This window comes from Bradyrhizobium genosp. A, from assembly GCF_049949275.1.
GTDB lineage: Bacteria > Pseudomonadota > Alphaproteobacteria > Rhizobiales > Xanthobacteraceae > Bradyrhizobium.
On the sequence record NZ_CP188196.1, the window covers coordinates 802055 to 825922 of the forward strand.

The following is a 23868-nucleotide window of genomic DNA, read 5'->3' on the forward strand; positions in this document are numbered from 1 at the left end:
AACGCTGCAGCATCTGATAGTAATTGACTGTTCATTCCAGAATTGTCATGGTGCGCCTCATGGCGAGACCGAAGCAATTTGACAGGGAGCAGGCGCTTGATGCGGCGATCGCCGTATTCCGCGAGCATGGATTCGAGGGCACCTCGACGCCGATGCTCGTGGACGCGATGGGCATCGGCCGCCAGAGCATCTACGACACCTTTGGCGACAAGTGGCAGCTCTACTGCGAATCGGTCCGCCGCTACGCCACCGGCGAGATTGAGGCGCATCTGGCCGCGTTGCGCGGGCCGCCGCGCGCGATGGACGGGATCAGGGCGATGGTCGAGCGCGTTGTTCGCGATGCGCATCAGGCCTGCCTGGGTGTCGGCTCGATCTGCGAGTTCGGCCGCTCCCAAGGCGACCTCGTGGAGATCCACACCACTGCGGGCCGCACGATCCAGGGGGCCGTGTCGAAACGTTTGCGCGAAGCGCAGGCCGACGGTGACGTCGCAAAAGACTTCGACGTGGACGATGCGGCGGAGTTTCTGCAGGCAAATATTGCCGGTATTCGGATCGCCGCACGTGGCGGAGCGAAGATGCGTCAGTTGCGCGCGCTCGGTGCGATTGTGTTGCGTGCACTCAGATAGTTTTTTTGGCCAATTCTGGAACGAACGATCAAATAAGGAGCAAGCATATGGACAACAAAGGTATCGCATTGGTCTTTGGCGGCGCGCGGGGCATCGGCGCCGCCATCGCAACCCGTCTTGGCCGGGATGGCTTCGACGTCGCCCTCACCTATGTGTCGCGGCCCGATCGCGCCGCTGACGTCGTGGCCACTATCGAGGCCGCCGGACGCAGGGCGATCGCGATCAAGGCCGATAGCGCCGACCCCGCCGCGATCCAGGCGGCCGTCACCGGGACCGTGGATCGGTTTGGAACGCTCGACGCCGTCGTCGTCAATGCCGGCATCCTCCGCCTCGGATCCATTGAGCAGTTCGGCCTCGAGGACCTGAACCTCATGCTCGATGTCAACATCCGCGGCGTCTTTCTCGCCATCCAGGCCGCCGCCGCGCATGTCCGCGACGGCGGCCGCATCATCACGATCGGCAGCAATACGGCGATCCGCACCGGCTTTCCCGGCAGCAGCGTGTATGCCATGACCAAGGCCGCAATTGCGGCCATGGCCAAGGGTGTCGCGCTCGACCTTGCGCCTCGCCGGGTCACGGTGAACAACGTCCAACCCGGGCCGACGAAGACCGACATGACAGGCTCGATGGAGTCCCATCTCAAGGAAATCGTTCCATTGAAGCGCATCGGCGAGCCCGGCGAAATCGCTGCGCTCGTGTCCTATCTGGCGGGTCCAGAGTCCGGTTACATGACCGGAGCCAGTCTCACGATCGATGGCGGCTACGTGCTGTAGGGCCTCATTGGGCCGAGGCGGCTGCGCTTCTCATTGCGAGCGCTTCAATCCCGGCACCAGCGCTGCGAGACGGTCCTTGATCGGGCGGCCGAACATCGGTCCGCCCAGGCCCGCGGGCGGCGGACCAGGTGGCGGTCCTCCGCGCATGCCCGGCGGCGGTGGCGGCGGGCCGGCACGCCCCACGGTCACCTCCGCCCGGCGGTCGACGCCGAGCGTGAGCGTCGCGACGTAGCGGTCACGCTCCTCCTTCACCGCGCAGAAGGCGCGATGCTCGGGATCGGAACGTTCGATGACGTGATCGTTGGCGTTGATCACCATGCGCTGCCGTGCGCGGTCGCCATAATCGGGCACGTTGGTATAGATGAACTCGTTGAGCGCATCCGGCAGGAAGGTCTGCCCGGTCAGCACGGTCCGGTCGCCGAGAAAAACTTTGAAATGGATGTGGGTGGTGCGGCCGTCATACCAGCCCGGATAGATGGTGTTGAAGCTGACCCAGCCGGCGCCGTCGGTCATTTGCGTGCCGCGCAGGAACGTCTTGCCGATCGCATCGACATTGTGGCTGTCGCTCTGCCCGGCGAAGGCGGAATAGAGCCCCTTGGCGTCGCAATGCCAGATGTCGACCCGCGCGTCATGGATCGCCGTGCACGATCCCGCCTCGATCACGCGCAGCCGCAATGTCAGCGGCACGCCGGGCTTGCCCTCGGCGATATCGGATCGCACGAGCTTCGGGTCGGAATAGAACGGCCCTTACTCCGCCTGCGGCGTCAGGATGCAGGAAGGCGCGGTCTCCGCCGCAACCGGGGCAGCTTCCGCGCGGCCTGGCAACAGGCCCGCAGCGCTGGCGGAAACGAATCCGAGAAAGCCGCGGCGCGTCGACGTGCTCACTCCGTCTCTCCTGTCTGTTTGACGAGAGATCGTCATCGACAAACAGGATGGCAAGATCAGGCTTTGAAGATGGCGACAATCAGCCCCGCGGTTTCTGATCGTGTCGCGCCGGCAGGGGCAGCGTGACAGTGACCACCCCGGTGAGAATGAGCCCCATTCCGGCGAGAATTGACCAGGTAAATCTTTCGCCGAGCAGGGTTGTGCCGAGGATGACCGCGAATCCCGCCCGCAGATAACTCCCGCTGGTGGTGCCGAGTGGGCCGATGGTGCGGATCAGCCGGAAATAGATCACCATCGCGAGCGCCGTGCAGACGATTGCGAGCGCGACGACAGCCGCGATCGCCGGCGCCGGCGGCAGCGCCAGCACCCATGGCTGCTCGAGGATCGCGGCCGCGGGCAGCATCAGGATTGCGGCGCAGCTCATGGCGCCTGCCGCCGTGACGATCGCGGGAAGTTTTGCGAACCGCTGACCCCATAGCGGTGCGAGCGCGTAGCAAAGGCTCGCGCCGAGCACGGCCACCTGCGCCAGCGGCGTGGCCGTGCCGATCCCGGACAGCGCATCGATCCCCACGGTCACGGCAACGCCGGCGAGGCCGAGAGCGACGCCTGCGATCTTGCGGCCGCTGATCGCCTGTCGTCCGCGCCCCGTCATCAGGGCCATCGCGAGCACGAACATCGGTGGTGTCGCATTGAGCACACCGGCGAGGCCGCTTGTGATATGCGCCTCACCCCAGCTGATCAGGGTGAATGGTAGCGCGCTTTGCAGCGCCCCTTGCACGAGAAACGCAGCCCAGACCGATCGTTGGCGAGGAAGGGCGTATCCCTGCGCCGTCGCAATAAGAAGGAGAAGACCTGCCGCGAGCGTCACGCGCGCTGCGACCATCGTGAATGGCGGAATCGAAGGGATTGCCACCTTGATCAGCGTGAACGAGCTGCCCCAGATCAGCGACAGCAGCAGCAGCAGGGCGATCTCGCAGGCAAGGGTGGTCTGCGCTGATGTTGCCTGCAGGCCTTGCGTGCTCATGCGATGTGCTCCGTGATTTGCCGGCAGCATCAACAGGAAGCGGAGGCGCAGGCTGGCCGAATTCGGACCTCATCGTCCGATCGAGTCCGATTTCAGCTACTCCGCGAGCCCCTTCGAAACTATTCTCGCGGCATGACGACGGGCTCGGCGCAACGGCAAACCCTGCCACCGCATCTCGACTGGGAGACGTGCGACCGCGCGCGGCTGGCACGTGCCCGCGCGTTCGATGGCCTGTTCTTCTCCGGCGTGCGCTCGACGCGCATCTATTGCCGGCCGGTCTGTCCGGTTCGTCCCGCGCGCTCGGAGAACGTCACCTTCTATGCGACGGCTGCCGCCGCCGAGCGGGCCGGCTTTCGCCCATGCCTGCGCTGCCGGCCGGAAACCGCGCCCGGTTCTCCGGCCTGGCTGGGGACGGCCACCACTGTCGCCCGTGGGATGCGGCTGATCGACGACGGCTTTCTCGATCGCGCCACCATGACGGAGCTCGCCGAGGCTCTTGGCGTCGGGCCGAGGCATCTGCTGCGTCTGTTCCTGCGCCATGCCGGGGCGAGCCCCAGCGACATCGCGGCGACCCGGCGCGTGCAGGAGGCCAAGCGCCTGATCGACCAGACTGACATGACCTTGGCGGAGATCGCCTTCGCCGCCGGCTTCGGCAGCGTTCGCCGCTTCAACGATGCCTTTGCCGCGACCTACAAGCGGCCGCCGTCGTCCTTCCGCCGCCGGCGATAGGGCGCTCGGCAGCATCGTCAACATCCGCGATTTTCTCTTCGCGCATTACGCGATCGAAGGCGCGGAATTGTTCACGCTGGACTGACGGCGCAGAGCGGCGCAGATCAGCCGATCTGCTTCTCGCCACGCCGCTCCGACAGCGTGAAGATCTCGACGCCGGTGGCGGTGACGCCGACGGAGTGCTCGAACTGCGCCGACAGCGAGCGGTCGCGGGTCACCGCGGTCCAGCCGTCGGACAGGATCTTCACATGCGGCTTGCCGAGATTGATCATCGGCTCGATGGTGAAGAACATGCCGGGCTTGAGCTGCACGCCTTCGCCGGGCCGGCCGATATGGATGATGTTCGGCTCGTCGTGGAACATGCGCCCGAGGCCATGGCCGCAGAAATCGCGCACCACGCTCATGCCCTGCGGCTCGACGAAACTCTGGATGGCGTGGCCGATGTCGCCGGTGGTGGCGCCGGGCTTCACGGCGGCGATGCCGCGCATCATCGCCTCATAGGTCACCTCGATCAGCCGCTCGGCCTTGCGGGCGATCTGGCCGACCGCATACATCCGGCTGGAATCGCCGTACCAGCCGTCGACGATGAAGGTGACGTCGATGTTGACGATGTCGCCCTCCTTCAGCGGACGATCGCCGGGCATGCCGTGGCAGACCACGTGATTGAGCGAGGTGCAGGTCGAGTACCGGTAGCCGCGATACATCAGCGTCGCCGGATAGGCGCCATGGCTGAAGGCGAACTCGCGGACGAATTCGTCGATGCGATCGGTAGGCACGCCGGGTCCGATGATGTCGGTGAGCTCGTCGAGGCACTTCGCCACCAGGGCGCCCGCCTTGCGCATGCCGGCAAAGGCGGCCGGGCCATGCAGCTTGATCTGTCCGGTCTTGCGCAGGGAGGTATCGGTGGCTTCGACGTAGCTCATGCGGGTCTGGTCTTCTGGCTCGGGCCCGATATGGGCGGAAAGGCTTGATTTCAGGCCCCAATTTAATGATTGCGGGCCTTCGTGCAAGCTTAGCTAGAGCGTTTTCGAGCGAAGTGGATACCGGTTCGCGTGAAGAAAACGCGTCAAAACAAAGAACACAGCCCGCCATGCGCCCGAAAGCAGGCTCAATTCGGGACTTCTACGGTGGTTTCGACCGGCAGCGCCCCGCCGCGGATGCGGATTTCGCGGACGGGATAGGGAACCCGGATGCCCTCGCGCTTGAAGACGTCCCACAGCGCCAGCATCACGTCGCTCTTGACGTTGTCCATGCCGTCGGGGTCTGCAATCCAGAAGGTCAGCGAGAACTTCATGCCGGCCTCGGCGAACTCGGTCAGGATGCTGTTCGGCGGCTTGCCCTTTTGAGCGCGCGGATGGGCGGCCGCGGTCTCGGCGGCGAGCTTGCACACGAGCCTTGGATCGGCGTCGTAATTGGTGCCGAAGGCGATCTTCACCAGCGTGTTCTTGTCGGTGTAGGTCCAGTTGACGACCTTCTGTGTCACCAGATCCTCGTTCGGCACCAGGAACTCGCGGCCGTCGCCGGCGGCCACGGAAATATAACGCGTCTTCATCGCGCTGATGCGCCCGGTATTGTCGCCGATGGTGACGAGGTCGCCCGGCTTCACCGATTTGTCGGCGAGCAGGATGATACCGGAGATGAAGTTGGCGACGATCTTCTGCAGGCCGATACCGATGCCGACGCCGACCGCGCCCGAGAACACCGCAAGCGCGGACAGGTCGATGCCGACCGTGCCGAGCGCGAGCACGATCGCGATTGCGAGCAGCCCGATGCGGATGATCTTGACCAGCAGCACCTGGACCGACGGTGTCAGGTCCGTCGCCGAGTTGATCTTGCTCTCGGCGAAATTGCTGGCGATGTTGGTGAGCCACAGTGCGAGGATCAACAGCGCGCCGGCCTTGAGCACCAGGAGCGGCGTCAGCCGCAACCCGCCGAGCACGATCGCGTAGGAGTCGAGCAGGTCGACCGTGGTATCGAGCTGGCCGAGGATGGACAGGGCGGCGACAAACCACGCCGCAACCGACACCAGCTTGACGAAGAAGGCATTGCGCAGCACCGAGGTCAGCAGCCGGATCGCAAGCCAGGCGAGCCCCAGCTTGGCGGCGACCATCAAGAGGTAGCTGCGGCTCGGCCAGGTCGCGTGATACATCACCACGCGGGAGACGATCACGAGCAGGGTGAACACCGCCGTCGAGGCGCTCGAGACCATCACGCGGGCGAGGTGCCGGAGCGGCAGCGGCCAGCGCATCGCCAGCGAGGTCATGTCGACGCGATTGCGAATGGCGGCTTCCGCCGCATAGGCGATCCCGGCCGCCGCCAGAATGAGTCCGAATTGCAGGTAGAACCAGGGCGAGGAGATTTCCGCCCCGACGCTGCGCGCGGTGGTCTGCACGAACTCCATGACGTCTTTGAGGTCCATGTCCATCGGGCGGTCTCGTCGGGATACGGGCGGGAGGGTTTGATTCGAAGGCGCCGCAGAATCCCACAAAGGCAGCGGCCGGGCCATCGATACACCGCGAAGTGAAGCGCGTTAAGGCCGCAAAACACGGGCCGATTGCCGCGAGCGGGCGAAAATGGGTTGGCGCGCCGGTGCGGCGACGATAAGGATGCCATTCCAGCGATTTGTACCCGGAAGATGGATGGCCTCCCTCGACTCTTTCAGCATCGCCATTCTGCTCGGCGCCGTCCTGGTGATGGCCGGTATCCTGTCGAGCCTGCTCGCGCTGCGCTTCGGCGCGCCGCTGCTGCTGGTCTTCCTCGCGATCGGCATGCTGGCGGGCGATGCAGGCCCCGGCCAGCTCCAGTTCAACGACGTCGGCACGACCTATCTGGTCGGCTCGGTGGCACTGGCCCTGATCCTGTTCGACGGCGGCCTGAAGACGCGCTTTGCCAGCATCCGCACCGTGCTCGCGCCCTCCGTGGTGCTCGCGACCGTCGGCGTCTTGCTGACCGCACTGATCACGGCGCCGTTCGCGAAATACGCGCTCAACCTGAATTGGACGGAGTCGCTGCTGGTCGGCGCGGTGGTCGCTTCGACCGACGCGGCCGCGGTGTTCCTGCTGGTGCACACCCAGGGCCTGCGCCTGCGCCCGCGCGTCGGTGCGACGCTGGAAGCCGAATCCGGCACCAACGATCCCTTCGCGATCTTCCTCACCTTGATGCTGGTCGAATACATCTCGCTGGGCTCGAGCTCGCCCGGCCATGTGGTGATGGAGTTCCTACAAGAGGCGGTGCTGGGTGCCGTCGTCGGCTTCCTTGGCGGGCGTCTTGTCGTCATCGGGCTCAACAGGGTCGCATTGCCGCAGGGGCTGCATGCACCTTTCGTGACCACGGCCGCGCTCGTGATCTTCGGCGGCTCGCAGATCATGCATGCCTCGGGCTTCCTCGCCGTCTATCTCGCTGGCATCATCATCGGCAACCGGCCGACGCGCGCGCATAATTCGGTGGTGGCGTTCCTCGATGCCGCGACCTGGCTGGCGCAGATCGTGATGTTCGTGCTGCTCGGCCTGCTGGTGTCGCCGAGCCGGCTGGGCTCCAGCGTGCTGCCGGCGATCGGCGTCGCCTTCGTCCTGATGCTGGTGGCGCGGCCGATCGCGGTGTTCGTGTGTCTGGCGCCGTTCCGCTTCAACTGGCGCGAAAAGATCTTCATCGCCTGGACCGGATTGCGCGGCGCGGTCGCGATCTTCCTGGCGTCGATCCCGATGCTGGTCGGCCTGTCGAAGGCCTATCTCTATTTCGACGTCGCCTTCGTCGTCGTGATCATTTCGCTGCTGCTGCAGGGCTGGACGCTGGCGCCCGCGGCGCGCAAGCTCCACGTGGCACTGCCGCGCGCCGAGCGCGGCCCGCGCCGTGTCGAACTGGATCTGCCCGGCCAGCTCGAGCAGCAGCTGGTCGGCTATCCGGTGCGACCGAAAAGTCTCTATTTCCGCCGCGGCCTGATCCCGTCCTGGTCCAAGCCGACCCTGGTGATCCGCAAAGAGAGCATTTTGACGCCTGTGGAAGCCGATCCGATCGCGCCCGGCGACTACATCTATCTGCTGGCGCCGCCGGAAAAGGCCGAAGCGCTCGACCGCTTCTTCGTCGACATGCAGCCGGACTCGACGCCCGACCCGCATCTGCTCGGCGACTTCATGGTCTCCGGCGAGCATACGCTCGCCGAGCTCGCCGAGATCTACGGCGTGAACGTCAGCGAGGACGAGGGCAAGCTCACGCTCGCGGATTATTTCGACGTCAATCTCGACCGCGCGCCGAAGGAGGGCGCCGAGCTCGCGCTTGACACCATCGTGCTCGTGGCACGCAGCATCTCCGGCGGCCGCGTCAACGTCGTCGGCCTGCGCCTGCCGGAAGACGAGGAGACGTCGGAGCCCGAGACGCGCACGCAGGCGCTACGCCGCAAGCTGGCGGAGCTGTGGACCTCGGTGGCCGGGGTTTAAACACTCTCGTGTCCCGGACGCGGTGCAGCGTGAAACGCTGCGCCGCAGAGCCGGGACCCAGGACCGTGGGCCCCGGCTCTGCAACGCATCACTTCGTGCTGCGTCGCGTCCGGGGCACGAGAGATAGCCGCGCGTCGCTCTGATGACGGTGGTACCTCTCGCCAGACACCGCCACCAAATCGCCGCAACCGCCGAAGATTTGCGCGGCTTCGTGACCGCCGGTTTCGGAACGTCTCGCGGCGCTATCCGTTCTTAGCGCGTACCGGTCAACGCATCTGACAGGAGCAACCCATGCGTAAACTCATCTTGCCCGCCATCGTCGCGATCGGTTTGGGATCGGCGGCACCGGCGATGGCTTATGACACGGGCGATCAGATCTCGATGCAGGCCGCGCTCGATGTTGCAACCGACATCGGCGTCATGACCATTTCGCATACCGAGTTCGCCGGCGACGAATGGCAGATCGAGGGCCGCGACAGCCGCGGCCGCTGGATGGAGGTCGATGTCGATGCCCGAACCGGCGACGTGCGCAACGTCGATCGCGGCTGGTAGACACAATACATCCTCGCTGTCATTGCCCGCGAAAGCGGGCAATCCAGTATTCCAGAGACGGTTCGTCGATACGGAGAAGCAGCGGCGTACTGGATGCCCCGGTCAAGCCGGGGCATGACTGCGGTGGTGAGGCAAGGGCGGGGCGGCTCCAACCGGCACAGTCACTTCGCCCCTCACGTCAGCACCTTCACGCCGCCGAACGAGGTCACCCGTCCCTGCCTGAGCATCACGATCTGCGTCGCGAGCTGGCGCAGCTCTGCGGCGTCGTGGCTGACATAGACCATGGGAACGTTGGCCTCGTCCCGCAGTCGCACCAGGTAAGGCAGGATCTCGAGCTTGCGGGCCTCGTCGAGTGCGCCAAGCGGCTCGTCGAGCAGCAGCAGGCGCGGCTTTGACAGCAGCGCGCGGCCAAGTGCGACGCGCTGGCGTTCGCCGCCGGAGAGCTTTCCGGGACGGCGATCGAGAAGCGCGCCGATGTCGAGCAGATCGACGACGCGCGTGTGCTGCGCCGGATCGGGCGCAAGGCGGTTCATCCACCGTCCATAGTCGAGATTTTGCGCGACGTTGAGATGCGGAAACAGCCGCGCGTCCTGGAACACGTAGCCGATGCGGCGGCGCCAGGTCGGGACATGAATGCCGGCGGCGGTGTCGTCGACGGTCTCGCCGTCGATGACGATGGTGCCGCGGTCGGGCCGCAAGAGCCCCGCGATCATGTTGATCAGCGAGCTCTTGCCGGCACCGGATGCGCCGAACAGGCCGGTCACCCGGCCTTCGCTCTCGAAGGATGCGGAGAGCGAGAATTCGCCGAGCTGCTTTTCGACATCGACCCGCAGCATGGTCAATTCCCGTGCAGGCGCGCGGTGGCGCGGCGGGCGAACCATTCTGCGGCGATCAGCGCGCCGAGCGCGAGCACAATCGAGACGATCACCAGCCGTGCCGCGGCGGCGTCGCCGTCCGGCGTCTGGATCAGCGAATAGATCGCGGACGAGATCGTCTGGGTCTCGCCGGGAATGTTGGAGACGAAGGTGATGGTGGCGCCGAATTCGCCGATCGCCTTGGCAAAGCCGAGCACCATGCCGGCGAGCACGCCGGGCAGCGCAAGCGGCAGCGTCACCGTGAAGAAGACCTTGAAAGGCGCGGCGCCCAGCGTTTCGGCAGCCTGCTCGAGCCGGCGGTCGATCGCCTCGATCGACAGCCGCATCGGGCGCACCAGCAGCGGAAACGACATCACGCCGCAGGCGAGCGCTGCACCGGTCCAGCGGAACGCGAAGACGATGCCGAGATGGTCAGCCAGGAAGGCGCCGACGAGGCCGCGGCGGCCGAAGGTGAGAAGCAGGAGATAGCCGGTGACGACAGGCGGCAGCACCAGGGGCAGATGCACGATGGCGTCGAGCAACGACTTGCCCCAAAAATCCTTGCGGGCGAGCAGCCACGCCAGCGCAATGCCGAACGGCGTTGCCACCAGCGTCGCAATGACGGCGACCCTGAGCGAGAGCAGGATCGCCGTCCATTCGGCGGGAGAGATGTCGGGCATCAAATCGTAAAAATCAGGTCGGAAAGATTAAGTTGTCGGGCTGATCAGGAATTTAAAACCGTATTTTTCCAGAATGGTCTTGGCGGCCGAGCTACGCAGGAAGGCGAGATAGTCGTTGGTCTCGGGCTTCGCGGTCGTGGTCGCCGCCACCGGATAGATGATCGCCGGATGCGAATCCGCCGGGAAGGTGCCGACGATCTTCACGCCGGGCTCGACCTTGGCGTCGGTTGAATAGACGATGCCGAGATTGGCCTCGCCACGCGCTACCAGCGTCAGCGCCGCGCGCACGCTCTCGGCCATCGCGAATTTCGGCTCTGCGGCAGTCCAGGCGCCGAGCTTTTCCAGCGCCGCCTTGGCGTATTTGCCTGCTGGCACCGACTTGACGTCGCCGGTCGCGATCCTGCCGTCGCCGGCGAGCTTGGCGAGGTCAAAGCCCTGCGAAATGGTGACGTTGTTGATCTCTGAATCTTTCGGCGCGATCAGCACGATGCTGTTGCCGAGCAGGTTGACCCGGGTCGGCTCGTTGATGGTCTTCTTGGAGAGGGCGTAGTCCATCCAGTCGGTGTCGGCGGAAACGAAAACGTCGGCCGGCGCGCCCTGCTCGATCTGTTTTGCCAGAACCGAGCTCGCCGCGTAGCTCGCGGTGATCTTCACACCGGTCTTGGCGGTGTAGGCGGCATCGACGTCGTCGAGCGCGTTCTTCATCGACGCGGCAGCAAAGACTGTGATGGTCTTGTCCTCGGCGGCGGCGGGCGAAAGGCTCGCGCCCGCGAGCATGACGAAGGCGGTGAAAAGTCCGGCAATGCGATACATGGATGGCGCTCCGTGCGAGCCCGCGCGCATAAACGCGCGCGCAAATCTGGCGTTGGCTGGGTTTAAGTCGCGACGGGCGGAAGCGCCGTTCCACGTGTCCCCGCAACGGCTTACGGCCGGCGGGGATATCGCAGTTGCGAAGATAGCAGGCCGGCGCCTCAGGTCAAAGGCGACCGTTTGTCCAACCTATTGCGCCGGCAGGATCGAAATCGAGAGCGAATTGTCCTTGGCGCCGCTGATCTGGAGCACGAAGGGCTTGTCCGAGAGCTCGTATTTCATGGTCTTGCGGATGCCGTCACAATCGGTGGCGCCACTGAAGGCCACGGGCTTGAGGAAATGCCCGTCCTGGACCAGATCGACCCAGGCGCCCGAGGACAGGCTGACCGTGTAGAGGCCGGCCTTCGCGGCCTTGATGCTGGTGAAGCCGGCGAAGGTGCCGTCCTTCGGCGCCCGCTCCGGCGGCGTCGGCAGCTTTGCCTCCTGAGGCGCGACCAGCCCCAGCGTGATCGCCGATGCCGGGACCGCGGCCTGCTCGCTTCCCGACGCCAGCTTGGCGCGGTCCGGCGCGGTCAGCGCGGCACGGTCGCGCTCGATCGGCCATTTGAACTTGTCGCAGCCGCTCGGCTCTTCGGCAGCCAGAGCGGAGGTCGCGCCGAGCGAGAGCACGGCAAGGAGAGCGAGGACGCGCATGTCAAATCTCATCGTTGGCCACGCGACGGCCGCGCGGGCTTTCAGTCAGGCTTCGTTGGCGAACAGGATGCGCATCCCGGAATGCCGCGGGCTTACGGCCCAGCGGCAGGGCGATCCTAGCGCATTTGGGTAGTGCGAACCAACCAACTAGTTCGTCATCCCGGGGCGCGCGCAGCGCGAGCCCGGGATCCATAACCACAGGAAGGTGTTTGGCGAAGGCTCGGAGCAATCAGCTCGTGCCACAACCACTCCATGTGGCTATGGGTCCCGGGCTCGCTTCGCGCTCCGGGACGACGGCGGTGGATGAGGCGGCAGCCTGCCCATCCGCGCGCTCTACGGCTTCGCATCGGGCGCGTTCAGCACGGCTTTGCAAGCGGCCGGCATCTGGGCCAGCGTCATCGGCGGCTTCGGCTTCGGCGGCTCCGGCGGAGGTTTTGGATGCAGCACGCCCTCGCTGAACCAGTAGGCGAAATCGGAGGCCTTGCAGCCTTCGTCCCCGGATTGCGACGGCTGGCCCCGGCATTCACCGGCGCCGGCCGGGCAGCGCATGCGGATGTGGAAATGATAGTCGTGGCCCCACCACGGCCGGATCTTCGACAGCCAGGAGCGGTCGCCCTTGGCCTCGCGGCACAGCGCCTTCTTGATCGCGGGATTGACGAAGATGCGCTGCACCGCCGGCTCCTGCGCCGCATCGCGCAGCAACAGCACCTGGCCTGGCGTGAACACCTTCGGGTCGATGTCGAGCCGGTCCTGGCGCACCATCATCACCGCCGACATCTCCTCGCGCTCCTCACGCGAGAGGCGATGGTCCGGCATCGGCGTCAGCCAGATATCGGCGTCGATCCCGATCTGGTGGCTGGCATGGCCGGACAATGCAGGACCGCCACGCGGCTGGCCGATGTCGCCGACCAGAATTCCCGGCCAACCGGCATCCTTGTGGACCTTGGCGGCCAGCCGCTTGATCAGCGCGATCGTGTCCGGGTGGCCCCAGTTGCGATTGCGCGACAGCCGCATCACCTGCCAATTATCTCCGTTGATCGACATCTCGACGGCGCCGCCGATGCAGCCCTTGGTGTACGAGCCGATGATGTGCGCAGGGCCACTTGAGGGCAGAAGCTTTCGCGCGAACAGCTCCTTGGCACCGATCTTGGGATCGTTCGGATTGGCGAGCGGCGGCAATGGCTTCGGGTTAACGCTGCCCTTGTCCTGGGCCAGCGCGGCGCCGGCGGCCAGGAGCGTCATCACAAGCAGGAGAGGGGCGATGCGGCGGGGACTCATGCTGACATCCTTATAGCCCAATGCCGCGCCAGGGTCGACGCGCGCCGCGTTCCCCCTGGCCGCCGCTGCGGCTGGATTTTTAACGGCGCGATAACTCTATCCTGCACTGACGAAAATTCGTGCGCGGAACGAGATGCGCTTGCCTCCTGCATGCAAGCGGCCTGCGTTCCGGAATTGATTCATGGAGATTGCGCGTTTTTGCGTCTCCTCTCTCACCGATCGCGACGAGCAAGCAGGTTCGACGCGCCCGATGACGCTTGTCGCGCCTCGCAAACAGGCAAAACGCTCCGGCGCCCCGGCCGCCGCAAGGCGCGTTCTCGGGAGCGAGACCACCCAAGATTACTTTTCTTTCAGACACTTGGAGCAAGACTTGCGTCCGCTGGGCGCGGTTAGGACGTGTGAAGTTGAGTTTGGGGTCTAAAAAAACAAAAAAGCGAAAGCGCAACGTGCTTGCCTGGGGCGGCCGACAGCCGCGCCAGCCGCGATTTGCGCGCGCGCCTCATTCGCCCGTCGAACGCGGCCAACTCGCGCAGAGCCGCGCGGACGCCGAAGCGGCCATCGCCGAGGCGCGCAAATCGCATGAGCGGCTGCGCCAGGCCGTCGACCTGCTGCCGCAGGGCATCGTGATTCTCGATCCCGAAGGCCGCTACGTCCTCTGGAACAAGCAATATTCCGAGATCTACAGCAAGACCGCGGATCTGTTCCGGGAAGGCGCGCGGCTCGAAGACACGCTGCGCGTCGGCGTTGCCCGCGGCGACTATCCGGAAGCGGCCGGCCACGAGGACGAATGGATCGCCGAGCGGCTAAAGAAGCTCTACGAGCCCGGCAAGCGCCACGAGCAGACGCTGTCTGACGGCCGTGTCATCCTGATCGAGGAACGCCGCACCGATGACGGCGGCGTGGTCGGCCTGCGCGTCGACATCACCGAATTGAAGCAGCGCGAGGCCTCGTTCCGCCTGCTGTTCGACGGCAATCCCGTCCCCATGATCGTCTGCGCGCTTGACGGCGAGCGCATCCTCGGCGTCAACGATGCCGCGGTCGCGCATTACGGTTATAGCCGGGCCGAATTCGAGAAGTTGAATATCCGCTCCCTGCAGGCCTTCGACAGCGAGCCGCCCTGGACCACCGATCCGACCGGCGAGCAGCAGGCCGCGCGCACCTGGAAGCACGTCAAGGCCGACGGCGCGCTGATCGATCTGGCGATCTATTCCCGCGAATTGACCTATGCCGAGCGGCCGGCGGTGCTGCTGGCGCTGATGGACATTACCGAACGCAAGCGCGCCGAGGCGCGGCTTGCCTTCATGGCCCAGCATGACGGGCTGACCGGCCTGCCCAATCGCAATCTGTTGCGCCAGACCATGGACGAGATGCTGCTGCATTCGCGGCGCAGCCTCGACAAGGTCGCGGTGCTGATGCTCGGGCTCGACAATTTCAAGGCGGTCAACGACACGCTGGGTCACGCGGTCGGCGACAAGCTGCTGCGCGGTGTCGCCAAGCGGCTGCGCTCGACCTTGCGCGACGAAGACGCGCTGGCGCGGCTCAACTCGGACGAGTTCGCCATCGTGCAGAGCGGGTTGACCCGGCCGGAAGATGCGGTGCGACTCGCAAAACGTCTGCTCGAGGCCATCGCCGATCCCTACCTGCTCGACGGCCATTCCGTGGTGATCGGTGCCTCCATCGGCATCGCGATGGCGCCCGGCGACGGCGATGAGTCCGAAAAGCTGCTCAAGAGCGCCGACATGGCGCTGTCGCGCGCAAAATCCGATGCGCGCGGCACCTTCGCCTTCTTCGAGGCCGCGCTCGACGCGAAAGCGCAGAGCCGCCGCAAGATCGAGGTCAAGCTGCGCGACGCGATCCAGAACGACGTGCTGCGGCCTTATTACCAGCCGCTGATCGATCTCCAGAGCGGCCGCATCACCGGCTTCGAGGCGCTGGTGCGCTGGCCGCATGCCGAGCGCGGCATGGTCTCGCCGGCCGAGTTCATCCCGGTCGCGGAAGAGACAGGGCTGATCAATCCGTTGGGCGGACTGATGCTGCGCCGGGCCTGCCTGGATGCCGCGACCTGGCCCGACGACGTCCGTGTCGCCGTCAACCTGTCGCCGCTCCAGTTTCGCAGCGGCAATCTGCTCTCGATGGTGACGGACGCGCTGAAGCATTCCGGCCTGCCGCCGCGGCGGCTCGAGCTCGAGATCACCGAGACGCTGCTGCTCGAGAAGAGCGCGCAGGTGCTGGCGACGCTGCATGCGCTGCGCGCACTCGGCGTGCGCATCTCGATGGACGATTTCGGCACCGGCTATTCCAGCCTCAGCTATTTGCGCAGCTTTCCGTTCGACAAGATCAAGATCGACCAGTCCTTCGTCCGCGACCTCGGCGCCAATCGCGAGGCGCAGGCGATCATCCGCTCCATCGTCAGCCTCGGCAAAGGCCTCGGCGTCATCATCACCGCCGAGGGCGTCGAGACCGAGGCCGAGCTGAGCTGCCTCCGTACCGAGGGCTGCGACGAGGGCCAGGGCTTTCTGTTCAGCAAGGCCCGGCCGAATGCCGAGATCATCAGTCTCTTGAAGGCGCAGCGCGGCATCGATGGGGACACCGCGCTAGTGGCGTGAGTAAGGGAAGCACCGCTCTCTCGGTTAACCTCTCTCGCTTGCGGGTGAGGTCGGCGCGAAGCGCCGGGTGAGGGCTCTCGCCTCTTGGGGGGTCTCGATTGCGGAGAAACCCTCTCCCCAACCCTCCCCCGCGCGCGGGGGAGGGAGCATACCGGCCTTGCGGCTATTACTCCGTCTCAACCGCCCAACAGAATCGCCTTGCCGACGTCCTCGTAATGCGTGTCGCGCGCCTGGATCTGCTGGGTGATCGCATGCATGTCGCGAAAACGTCGCTCGAACGGATTGCTGCGGAATACGGCGGTGGCACCGGCCATGTGATAGGCGGTGTCGACCACCTTGGCCGATTGCTGGATGGTCCAGGTCGATGCAAGGCGAACTGCGCTGCGGTGCGCCGGGCTGAACATGCGGGTCGCCGAGAGATCGCGCCACATCGCATTTGTCGTCGCATAGAGATAGGCGCGAGCGGCGCGCAAATCCGCTTCGGTGCGGCCGATCAGACCCTGGACCGCCTGGTTGTCGCGCATGGCGCTTGCCGCCAATGACTGGTGCTTTGCGCGCGCCAGCGCAATCGCCGCATCGAGCGTCGCGCGCGCGACGCCGAGCGAGACCGCGGCGAAGCCGAGGCTGAAGGTTGAGCCGGTGGGAAGCCGGTAGAGCGGGCCCGGCTCGCGCAAGGCGCCCGGCACGTCGCGGAATGCGGCGAAGCGATCGGGGATGAAGAGGTCGCGCACCTCATAGGAATCGGTACCGGTGCCGGCGAGCCCGATCGCCTGCCAGACGTCATGCATCATGGCACTCGCGAGCGGGAACAGGATGGTGCGCATCTCCGGCGCGCCGTCGGCGTTCTTGCGCGGCGTCCCGTCGGCATTGACGATGCGAACATGGGCGCCGAGCCAGCTTGCCTGCCGCGAGCCCGAGGCAAAATCCCAGCGCGCGCTGACGCGGTAGCCGCCCTCGACTGCGCGCGCCTCATGCGCAACCGCGCCCCAGGCGAGGATGCCGGGGGCGGTGTTGAAGATCTCGTGTGCGGTGTTGTGGTCGAGGCTGGCTGCGATCATGGCGCAGACGCTGCATTGGCCGAGGCACCAGGCCGTGGACGCATCGGCCTTCGCGATCTCCTCCAGCATCTGCATGAAGATGTCTGGCGGTGCTTCCGAGCCGCCCAGGCTCTGCGGCAGCAGCGCGCGATAGAGCCCGTTCTCGATCAGCGCGTTGACGACATCCGGCGTCAGCCGCCGCGTCCGTTCGATCGCGTTGGCCTCACCCGCAATCAGCGGCGCGATGGCCTGCGCCCGCTCGACCAGGCCAAACCCCGGAGTCGCGTTCATGTCAGTGTTTCCTCGCCCATTCTTGGTGTGAGCGGTCAATGCCGCGATGGTGGTCTATTTGGCGGGGAGGATCAAGGTGCTGCGGCTGTCATTGCCGGGCGACGCGTCAGCGCGACGCGCGGGATCTCGCCGCGGTATCCGGAGCGTGGACTCATTGCCGCGAAGCCGTCGCCCGATTGACGCAAGCTGAAGCAAAGCGGACATCAATCGGCGCGTAATGCCCGCTAAATCCGCGGAGAATGACCCGGTTCGGACAAGACTTCCCCTGTCTAAACGTGCTAGCTGCAAGGGTCCCAAGAGGAAATGACGAATGTCTCCCTCGCTCGTTCAGCCAAAGCGGCGATTCCAGCTGGTCCTGGTCAAACCGTCACATTATGGCGAAGACGGATATGTGATCCGGTGGTGGCGGGCGGCGATCCCCTCGAATTCGCTCGCCAGCGTGTATGGAATTGCTCAGGAAAGCCTGGCACGTCATGTGCTGGGACCCGATGTTGAGTTCGATATCGAAGCGACCGATGAATTCAGCGCCAGGGTCGACATTCCAAAGCTGGTCGCACGTTTTTCGCGGCACGATAACTTTGGCTTGGTCATGCTCGTCGGCGTGCAGTCGAACCAGTACCCACGCGCCCTCGATATTGCCCGTCCGCTCCGCAAGGCCGGTATTCAGGTCGCGATTGGTGGGTTTCACGTCTCGGGTTGTTTGTCGATGCTCGACGGCAGGGCGGTCGATCTTGATGCCAGCCGTGCAATGGGCGTTTCCCTTTTTGCCGGCGAGGCGGAAGGTCGCCTCGATCTCGTCCTGCAAGAGGCCGCTTCCGGCAGGCTCCAGCCGACCTACAATTTCCTCAACGACTTGCCCGGCATTGAAGGCACGCCGGCGCCCTTCCTTCCCATTGAAAACGTCAGGCGGACCTTGGGTCTGAGTACCAGCTTCGATGCCGGACGCGGCTGTCCCTACCAGTGCTCATTTTGTACTATCATCAATGTGCAGGGACGCAAATCGCGCTTCCGGTCGCCAGACGATGTTGAGACGCTGGTCAGAAGCAATTGGAAACAAGGCGTCTACAAGTATTTCATCACCGACGATAATTTTGCGCGCAACAAGCATTGGGAGGAAATCCTCGACCGCTTGATCTGGCTGCGGGAATCCCAGGGCATTCCCCTTGGGCTTTTGATCCAGGTGGATACGCTTTGTCACAAGATTCCGAATTTTGTCGAGAAGGCAAAGCGCGCCGGCGTGACGCGCGTGTTTATCGGGCTCGAGAACATCAACCCCGACAATCTCCTGGCGGCAAAGAAGCGGCAGAACAAGATCACCGAATATCGCAATATGCTTCTGGCCTGGAAAGATCAGGGCATCCTCACGCTTGCGGGCTACATCCTGGGATTCCCCGCCGATACGCCTGAATCCATCCGCAACGATATTGAAATCATCAAGCGCGAGCTGCCGATTGATATTCTCGAGTTCTTTTGCCTCACGCCGCTGCCAGGCTCGGAGGATCACAAGAATCTCTGGATTGCCAAAATCCCGATGGATCCCGATCTTAACAATTATGACCTCGAGCACGTATGCACGGCGCATTCCCGCATGTCGCAAGACGAGTGGAAGGCGATCTATCGGGATGCCTGGGCCTTGTACTATACGCCCGAGCACATGAAGACGCTGCTGCTGCGCGGCGCAGCGACCGGCGTGAATATGAGCAGCCTGGTGAAGCTGCTGCTTACGTTTTCGTTGACCAACAGGATTGAGAAAGTTCATCCGCTACAGAGCGGGATCATGCGCTTGCGTCATCCTTCCGAACGGCGCCCCGAGCTTCCCGCCGAGAGCGCTTTCTTGTTCTGGCCAAAGCTGACGTTCGAGCTCATGCGCAAGACGGCAGTGACTATTGCTGCTCTGTCACGGCTTGCCTCTCTGGGTATCAGGATTTCTCGGAATCCTGATCGTTTGAACTATAGGGATCACGCGCTGTCGCGCATGGATGATGATGACGAGGGCGCGCTGCAGTTGCTGACGCAAACTTCGAGTGCAAAGCAAGCCGCGGCTCACCAGAAAAAGGTGTTCGATCTCACGCATGGAGCAGGATAATTGCGCTTCCGATAATTTGCGCGGCGGCGCCACCGGACGCTCCACTTTAAATGAAGCAGCACGAGGTCCGCACCGGGTCATTTGAGTAACCGCTCCATGATGATCGTGCGTTCGTCACCATGATAGCTGTCGCGCACGGCCTTGAACCCGAGCCGGGCGTAAAATTTTTCGGCGGTGACCGATGATGGAACCGTCAATGCGAGAATGTTTCGGGCGCGTGCGATGTGCTCGACCTGCGCCATCATTTTCGCTTGAGAGGCACGCGATGAAGAAGCCAACCCGCAGCGCGGCGGCGCCGGCCGAGCTGAGGCTCGAGGACGCGCCGTTGAGCGACATCGTCGATGCCCTGGCCGGCGGCCGGGTCACCGCCGCGGCGCTCACAAAAGCCTATCTCGCGCGGATCGCGGCCTATGACCGTGCTGGGCCGGCGCTGAACTCTGTCCGCGCGCTCAATCCCGACGCGCTCGCGATCGCAGCCAAGCTCGACGGCACCAGGCCGTCGGCCAAACGGCCGCTGGCCGGCGTGCCGATCCTGGTGAAGGACAACATCGCGACCTCCGACAAGCAGCCGACGACCGCGGGCTCGCTGGCGCTGGAGGGCGCGCGCGCCAAGAGGGACGCCACAATCGTCAAGCTGCTGCGCAAGGCCGGCGCGGTGATCCTGGGCAAGGCGAATTTGACCGAGTTCGCCAACATCCTCGCGATCGAGATGCCTGGCGGCTATTCCTCGCTGGGCGGCCAGGTGAAGAACCCTTTCGTGCCGGCGCTGATGGGCGATCACGGCATTCCGGTCGTGCAGCCGGGCGGATCGAGCTCGGGTTCGGCGGCAGCCGTGGCGGCAGGCCTGTGTGCGGCCTCGATCGGCACCGAGACGTCGGGCTCGCTGCTGCATCCTGCCAGCCGGAATGGCCTCGTCACCGTCAAGCCGACCGTCGGGCTGATCAGCCGCGCCGGCATCGTGCCGATCGCGCACAGCCAGGACACCGCGGGACCGATGACGCGCACGGTGCGCGACGCGGCAATGCTGCTGAATGTGCTGGCCACCAAGGACCTGCGCGATCCCATGACGGAGCGGCAGCGCAGGCCGGCCGATTACACGGCCGACCTCGCGCGCGATGCGATGAAGGGCGCGCGCATCGGCGTGCCGAGCGACCCTGCCGACCCCCTGAACGATTGCTACTACGGCAAGTTGCCATCCGACGGGGCCAGGCTGATGGCCGACGTCATCAAAGTGATGGAGGATCTCGGTGCCGTCATCGTGCGCGCCAACATGCCGACGCGCGGCTGGATCGCCGGGCCGGGCACCGGCATGGCCGTGCTCAACCGCAATCCGCTGAGCAGCAACAAGGGCAATCCGACCGGCGCGCCGATCGTGTTTCTCTACGAGCTGAAAAACAGTCTTAACCTCTATCTGAAGGATTGGGCGACCAATACCGACATCAAGACCATGGCCGATATCATCGCCTTCAACGCGGCGCACGCGGAGAGGGCGTTGCGTTTCGGCCAGGACCTGTTTCTCGCCGCTGACCTCACCAAAGGCGATCTGAGCGAGCGCGAGTACAAATCCGCACGTGCCATGGATTTGCTCGCGGCCAGGACGCACGGCATGGACGCCTACATGAACCAGCACAAGCTGGACGCCGTCCTGTTCCCCGGTGCGACCGGCGCAGCAATTGCAGCCAAGGCAGGCTATCCCAGCGTCATGGTGCCCGCAGGCTTCGTCTCGGGGGCCGACGGCAAGGACACGCCGGACTATCCGCTCGGCGTCAGCTTCGCGGGCCGTGCCTGGAGCGAGCACAAGCTTTTGCGCCTCGCCTATGCCTATGAGCAGGCCTCGAACATGCGCAAGCCGCCGCCCGGTCTGCCGGCGCTCTGAAGCCGAGCAGATAGGCGATCGCCGATCCAACTGTAACAGCTATCCAGAATGCCATCGGCCGTGCGTCCAGTGTCCCGCAAGCGCTGTTTTATCGCCGAGGTCGTTCGACCGCCATGGGCGAGTGCCTTGGAACTGTATTCCCGCTGTAGTAGAAAGCGTCCCGGCACGGGTGAAAGATCATGCGTTTGGCGCTCAGGATTTTCGGTGTCGTCGTCGGCCTTTTGGCGCTGACGATCGTGGGGTTAGGCGCCTGGATCGTCATCGCCCGCCAAGACGTCTTGCAGCTCGTTACCGCTGGTACGGCGAAGACCGTCTGCTCGAATGTCTTCATGGCCAGGCGCGAGGTGGACGCGATCGTGCAAGCCGACCTGCTGGCCCTCGGCTATCAGATCTTTCATCTGGTGAAGGTCGACGTCAGCCCTGCTGAACACCGCGTCGATGCCGCCCTTCTCGGGTTCATCGCCAGACGTCACGCCCAATATGTCGAGGGCCGGGGTTGCACTAACGTCATGGACGACCAGTCCTGGAAGCGCCCTGCGGCACAGCCGCTTCCGCCCAGGGCGAGCGCGGATGCGCTCTGGCCCGCCGGCGAGAAGGTGGAGGTGTCCGAGAACACACGCTTGCAAGCGGCGGTGAACGATCCGGCTCTGCAAGGCCCGGGCATGCGCGCCATCGTCGTCGTCCATGACGGGCGTATCATCGCCGAAACCTATGGCGAGGGATTTGGCGCGACAACGCCGCTGCACGGCTGGTCGATGACCAAGAGCGTCACCGCGGCTCTGGTCGGCATGGCCATCAAGGATGGAAAACTGTCGCTCGAGCAGAAGCATCTATTTCCGCAATGGGCCGGAGACGGACGCGCGGAGATCTCGATCGCCGATCTGATGGCCATGACCGCCGGGCTGAAATGGAGCGAAGCCGAGGGCCGCATCACCGATCCCGGGCGCATGGAATTTCTGGTGCGGGATACCGCAGCTTTCGCGCGGGGCCTTCCGCTGGACACGCCGCCGGGAACGCGATTCAACTATTCCGGCGCCCAGACCGTCCTGCTGACGCGGCTCTGGCAGGACGCGGTCGGCGAGGGCGCTCCCTCCTATCCGCGCGAGCGGTTGTTCAATCCGTTGGGCATGACCAGCGCCGTGCTCGAGGCCGACGAGGTCGGCACGTTTCGCGGCGAAGGTTTTCTCTTTGCCACCGCGCGCGATTGGGCGCGGTTCGGCGAATTTTTGCGCTTGGGCGGGCAATGGAACGGCCAGCAGCTTCTTCCCGTGGGCTTCGTCGACTATATGCGGTCACCCTCTCCCGTGTCCGACGAGGGCCACGGCCCGGTCTACGGCCGCGGACAGATCTGGCTGGCCAAGGGCCTGGGCTATGATCTCCCCGCCGACACCTTCATGATGGAAGGGCATCTCCGCCAGGTGATCGCCATCATCCCCTCGCGCAAGCTGGTGATCCTGCGCATGGGGATGACGCGCGAGGATATCGGTTTCAGCAACGCGGGACTACTGCGCGCAATCGTGAAGGCGGGCTTTTAGCGGTCCTGGTTCAGCGATTGCCGCCCCCGATGGCGAGCGACGGCAGTGACCGAGAAGGCATTCGGACCTGCTCATCCCGATGTCGCGCAGGCGCTGAACAATCTGGCCGCACTCTACGCGCGTCAGGGACGCAACGCCGACGCCGAGCGGCTGTTCAAGCAATCGGTCGCCACCATGGACAAACAACGCCCGAGAGGTCATACGGCATCAAGATGGACTGCGTGAATGACGAGCTCTCGGCGCCGACGCGGAGGCCCTAACCGCAGCACGCGCTCTTGCCAGTCTCTTGAATGGGCGGACACGGCACACTGCCGTAGGAGCAAAACACGCAACAGTCGCCCGCCTTGGGCTTCAACCTGGTGCCGCAACCCTTGCAATCGTAGAAGAACGCGCACGCGTCGGTCGGCATGGTCTCTGTGGCTTTGTGGCCGCATGCGGGACAGGTCAGGGTCGATTGTAATTGCATGGCCGGGCTGCTCTGAGAAGCCTCAAAAGTGGGAGATAGCACGTTTTGCATTTTTTACCACATTGACGGCTCGGCCATGTCGGCAAGGGTTGGTCTCGACCGTCCTTGGGTGGACATTTCGCGGACGTGCTGGCATGGACCCCACACACGTGAAGTGATGTCGTCATCTCGAGCCGTCAAAATCGAACTGGAGCAATACCCATGAGGATCACCGTCGAAACCAGCGTCGCCGCCCCCATCGATCAGGTCTGGCGTGCCTATACGACGCCTGCCGACATCGTGAAGTGGAACGCCGCGTCGGACGACTGGCATACGACCAAGGCGACGGTCGACCTGCGCGAAGGCGGCGTGTTCTCGTCTCGCATGGAGGCCAAGGACGGCAGCATGGGTTTTGACTTCGCCGGTACTTACACGACGATCGTCGAGCACAAGCTGATCGAATATGCGTTTGGCGACCGCAAGGCTGAAGTCGAATTTGTGCCCGGTCCGAAGGCCGTCGTCGTCCGCGTCGTCTTCGATGGCGAAGAGACCCACTCGATCGAGCAGCAGCAAAGCGGCTGGCAGGCGATCCTCGCCAATTTCGCGCGATACGTCGAGGCGAAGCAGAAGGCGTCGTAAGGCTGAGCCGGTCACT

Annotated in this window: 24 protein-coding genes; 11 read left to right on the forward strand and 13 right to left on the reverse strand. The window is 64.6% G+C overall.

Annotated features, from left to right (window positions below; genetic code table 11):
• The first annotated feature begins 59 nt into the window (after positions 1-59).
• Together ACP2YP_RS03690 and ACP2YP_RS03695 are read left to right on the forward strand one after the other, a co-directional pair.
• The gene (locus tag ACP2YP_RS03690) at positions 60-626 is read left to right on the forward strand and encodes a TetR/AcrR family transcriptional regulator (protein WP_426422328.1); all 567 of its coding nucleotides are present in this window, start codon (positions 60-62) and stop codon (positions 624-626) included.
• Positions 627-673: 47 nt separating this feature from the next.
• A complete protein-coding gene (locus ACP2YP_RS03695; protein ID WP_426422329.1) occupies positions 674-1399 on the forward strand; it encodes an SDR family oxidoreductase in 726 nt (241 codons plus the stop codon).
• Between the two features lie 30 nt (positions 1400-1429).
• Here the strand turns inward: ACP2YP_RS03695 and ACP2YP_RS03700 are convergent, their stop codons facing one another.
• The 3 genes from ACP2YP_RS03700 to ACP2YP_RS03710 all read right to left on the reverse strand — a co-directional run bounded on the left by ACP2YP_RS03700 (position 1430) and on the right by ACP2YP_RS03710 (position 3308).
• Positions 1430-2119, reverse strand: a complete 690-nt coding sequence (locus ACP2YP_RS03700; protein ID WP_426422330.1) for an intradiol ring-cleavage dioxygenase — start codon at positions 2117-2119, stop codon at positions 1430-1432.
• Between the two features lie 27 nt (positions 2120-2146).
• Complete coding sequence (locus ACP2YP_RS03705) at positions 2147-2284, reverse strand: twin-arginine translocation signal domain-containing protein (protein ID WP_426422331.1); 138 nt, start codon at positions 2282-2284, stop codon at positions 2147-2149.
• A gap of 79 nt (positions 2285-2363) precedes the next feature.
• On the reverse strand, positions 2364-3308 hold the full coding sequence (locus ACP2YP_RS03710) for a DMT family transporter (RefSeq protein ID WP_426422333.1): 945 nt from the start codon (positions 3306-3308) through the stop codon (positions 2364-2366).
• Between the two features lie 132 nt (positions 3309-3440).
• Here ACP2YP_RS03710 and ACP2YP_RS03715 point away from each other — a divergent pair, with 132 nt between their 5' ends.
• Positions 3441-4037, forward strand: coding sequence for a bifunctional transcriptional activator/DNA repair enzyme AdaA (locus ACP2YP_RS03715; protein WP_426422335.1), 597 nt, complete (start codon positions 3441-3443; stop codon positions 4035-4037).
• 104 nt (positions 4038-4141) lie between these two features.
• Here the strand turns inward: ACP2YP_RS03715 and map are convergent, their stop codons facing one another.
• Together map and ACP2YP_RS03725 are read right to left on the reverse strand one after the other, a co-directional pair.
• Entirely contained in the window at positions 4142-4960 is an 819-nt protein-coding gene (gene map / locus ACP2YP_RS03720) for a type I methionyl aminopeptidase (protein WP_426422337.1), read from the reverse strand.
• A 185-nt stretch (positions 4961-5145) separates the two neighbouring features.
• Positions 5146-6462 (reverse strand): mechanosensitive ion channel family protein, encoded by a 1317-nt coding sequence (locus ACP2YP_RS03725; RefSeq protein WP_426422339.1) that lies wholly within the window; start codon positions 6460-6462, stop codon positions 5146-5148.
• A gap of 214 nt (positions 6463-6676) precedes the next feature.
• On the opposite strand from ACP2YP_RS03725, the gene ACP2YP_RS03730 reads away from it, so the two are divergent.
• Positions 6677-8470 carry a potassium/proton antiporter gene (locus tag ACP2YP_RS03730; protein ID WP_426422341.1) on the forward strand — a complete coding sequence of 598 codons (1794 nt, stop codon included), beginning with the start codon at positions 6677-6679 and terminating at the stop codon, positions 8468-8470.
• Positions 8471-8761: 291 nt separating this feature from the next.
• The gene (locus ACP2YP_RS03735; protein WP_426422343.1) at positions 8762-9022 is read left to right on the forward strand and encodes a PepSY domain-containing protein; all 261 of its coding nucleotides are present in this window, start codon (positions 8762-8764) and stop codon (positions 9020-9022) included.
• Positions 9023-9195: 173 nt separating this feature from the next.
• On the opposite strand, the gene modC is transcribed toward ACP2YP_RS03735, so the two are convergent.
• The 5 genes from modC to mepA all read right to left on the reverse strand — a co-directional run bounded on the left by modC (position 9196) and on the right by mepA (position 13337).
• Positions 9196-9858: a molybdenum ABC transporter ATP-binding protein gene (modC, locus tag ACP2YP_RS03740; protein WP_426422344.1), complete on the reverse strand. Its 663-nt coding sequence runs from the start codon at positions 9856-9858 to the stop codon at positions 9196-9198.
• 2 nt (positions 9859-9860) lie between these two features.
• Positions 9861-10556, reverse strand: a complete 696-nt coding sequence (gene modB / locus ACP2YP_RS03745; protein WP_426422345.1) for a molybdate ABC transporter permease subunit — start codon at positions 10554-10556, stop codon at positions 9861-9863.
• Positions 10557-10583: 27 nt separating this feature from the next.
• Complete coding sequence (gene modA, locus ACP2YP_RS03750) at positions 10584-11369, reverse strand: molybdate ABC transporter substrate-binding protein (RefSeq protein WP_426422346.1); 786 nt, start codon at positions 11367-11369, stop codon at positions 10584-10586.
• A 186-nt stretch (positions 11370-11555) separates the two neighbouring features.
• Entirely contained in the window at positions 11556-12059 is a 504-nt protein-coding gene (locus tag ACP2YP_RS03755; RefSeq protein ID WP_426422348.1) for a hypothetical protein, read from the reverse strand.
• A gap of 333 nt (positions 12060-12392) precedes the next feature.
• Complete coding sequence (mepA, locus tag ACP2YP_RS03760) at positions 12393-13337, reverse strand: penicillin-insensitive murein endopeptidase (protein ID WP_426422350.1); 945 nt, start codon at positions 13335-13337, stop codon at positions 12393-12395.
• Positions 13338-13783: 446 nt separating this feature from the next.
• On the opposite strand from mepA, the gene ACP2YP_RS03765 reads away from it, so the two are divergent.
• On the forward strand, positions 13784-15943 hold the full coding sequence (locus tag ACP2YP_RS03765) for a putative bifunctional diguanylate cyclase/phosphodiesterase (protein WP_426422352.1): 2160 nt from the start codon (positions 13784-13786) through the stop codon (positions 15941-15943).
• Positions 15944-16119: 176 nt separating this feature from the next.
• Here ACP2YP_RS03765 and ACP2YP_RS03770 read toward each other — a convergent pair whose 3' ends face one another.
• The gene (locus ACP2YP_RS03770; RefSeq protein ID WP_426422354.1) at positions 16120-17271 is read right to left on the reverse strand and encodes an acyl-CoA dehydrogenase family protein; all 1152 of its coding nucleotides are present in this window, start codon (positions 17269-17271) and stop codon (positions 16120-16122) included.
• A gap of 310 nt (positions 17272-17581) precedes the next feature.
• Here ACP2YP_RS03770 and ACP2YP_RS03775 point away from each other — a divergent pair, with 310 nt between their 5' ends.
• Positions 17582-19357 (forward strand): B12-binding domain-containing radical SAM protein, encoded by a 1776-nt coding sequence (locus tag ACP2YP_RS03775; protein WP_426422356.1) that lies wholly within the window; start codon positions 17582-17584, stop codon positions 19355-19357.
• A 77-nt stretch (positions 19358-19434) separates the two neighbouring features.
• On the opposite strand, the gene ACP2YP_RS03780 is transcribed toward ACP2YP_RS03775, so the two are convergent.
• A complete protein-coding gene (locus ACP2YP_RS03780) occupies positions 19435-19602 on the reverse strand; it encodes a GNAT family N-acetyltransferase (protein WP_426422358.1) in 168 nt (55 codons plus the stop codon).
• 20 nt (positions 19603-19622) lie between these two features.
• Between ACP2YP_RS03780 and ACP2YP_RS03785 the strand changes: the two genes are divergently transcribed.
• From ACP2YP_RS03785 to ACP2YP_RS03795, 3 genes are all read left to right on the forward strand, one after another.
• Positions 19623-21233 (forward strand): amidase family protein, encoded by a 1611-nt coding sequence (locus ACP2YP_RS03785; RefSeq protein ID WP_426422367.1) that lies wholly within the window; start codon positions 19623-19625, stop codon positions 21231-21233.
• 179 nt (positions 21234-21412) lie between these two features.
• Entirely contained in the window at positions 21413-22768 is a 1356-nt protein-coding gene (locus ACP2YP_RS03790; protein WP_426422369.1) for a serine hydrolase domain-containing protein, read from the forward strand.
• 45 nt (positions 22769-22813) lie between these two features.
• On the forward strand, positions 22814-22993 hold the full coding sequence (locus tag ACP2YP_RS03795; RefSeq protein ID WP_426422370.1) for a tetratricopeptide repeat protein: 180 nt from the start codon (positions 22814-22816) through the stop codon (positions 22991-22993).
• Between the two features lie 31 nt (positions 22994-23024).
• Here the strand turns inward: ACP2YP_RS03795 and ACP2YP_RS03800 are convergent, their stop codons facing one another.
• Positions 23025-23234, reverse strand: coding sequence for a GDCCVxC domain-containing (seleno)protein (locus ACP2YP_RS03800; protein WP_426422372.1), 210 nt, complete (start codon positions 23232-23234; stop codon positions 23025-23027).
• Between the two features lie 201 nt (positions 23235-23435).
• On the opposite strand from ACP2YP_RS03800, the gene ACP2YP_RS03805 reads away from it, so the two are divergent.
• Positions 23436-23852, forward strand: coding sequence for an SRPBCC family protein (locus ACP2YP_RS03805; protein ID WP_426422374.1), 417 nt, complete (start codon positions 23436-23438; stop codon positions 23850-23852).
• Positions 23853-23868: the final 16 nt, after the last annotated feature.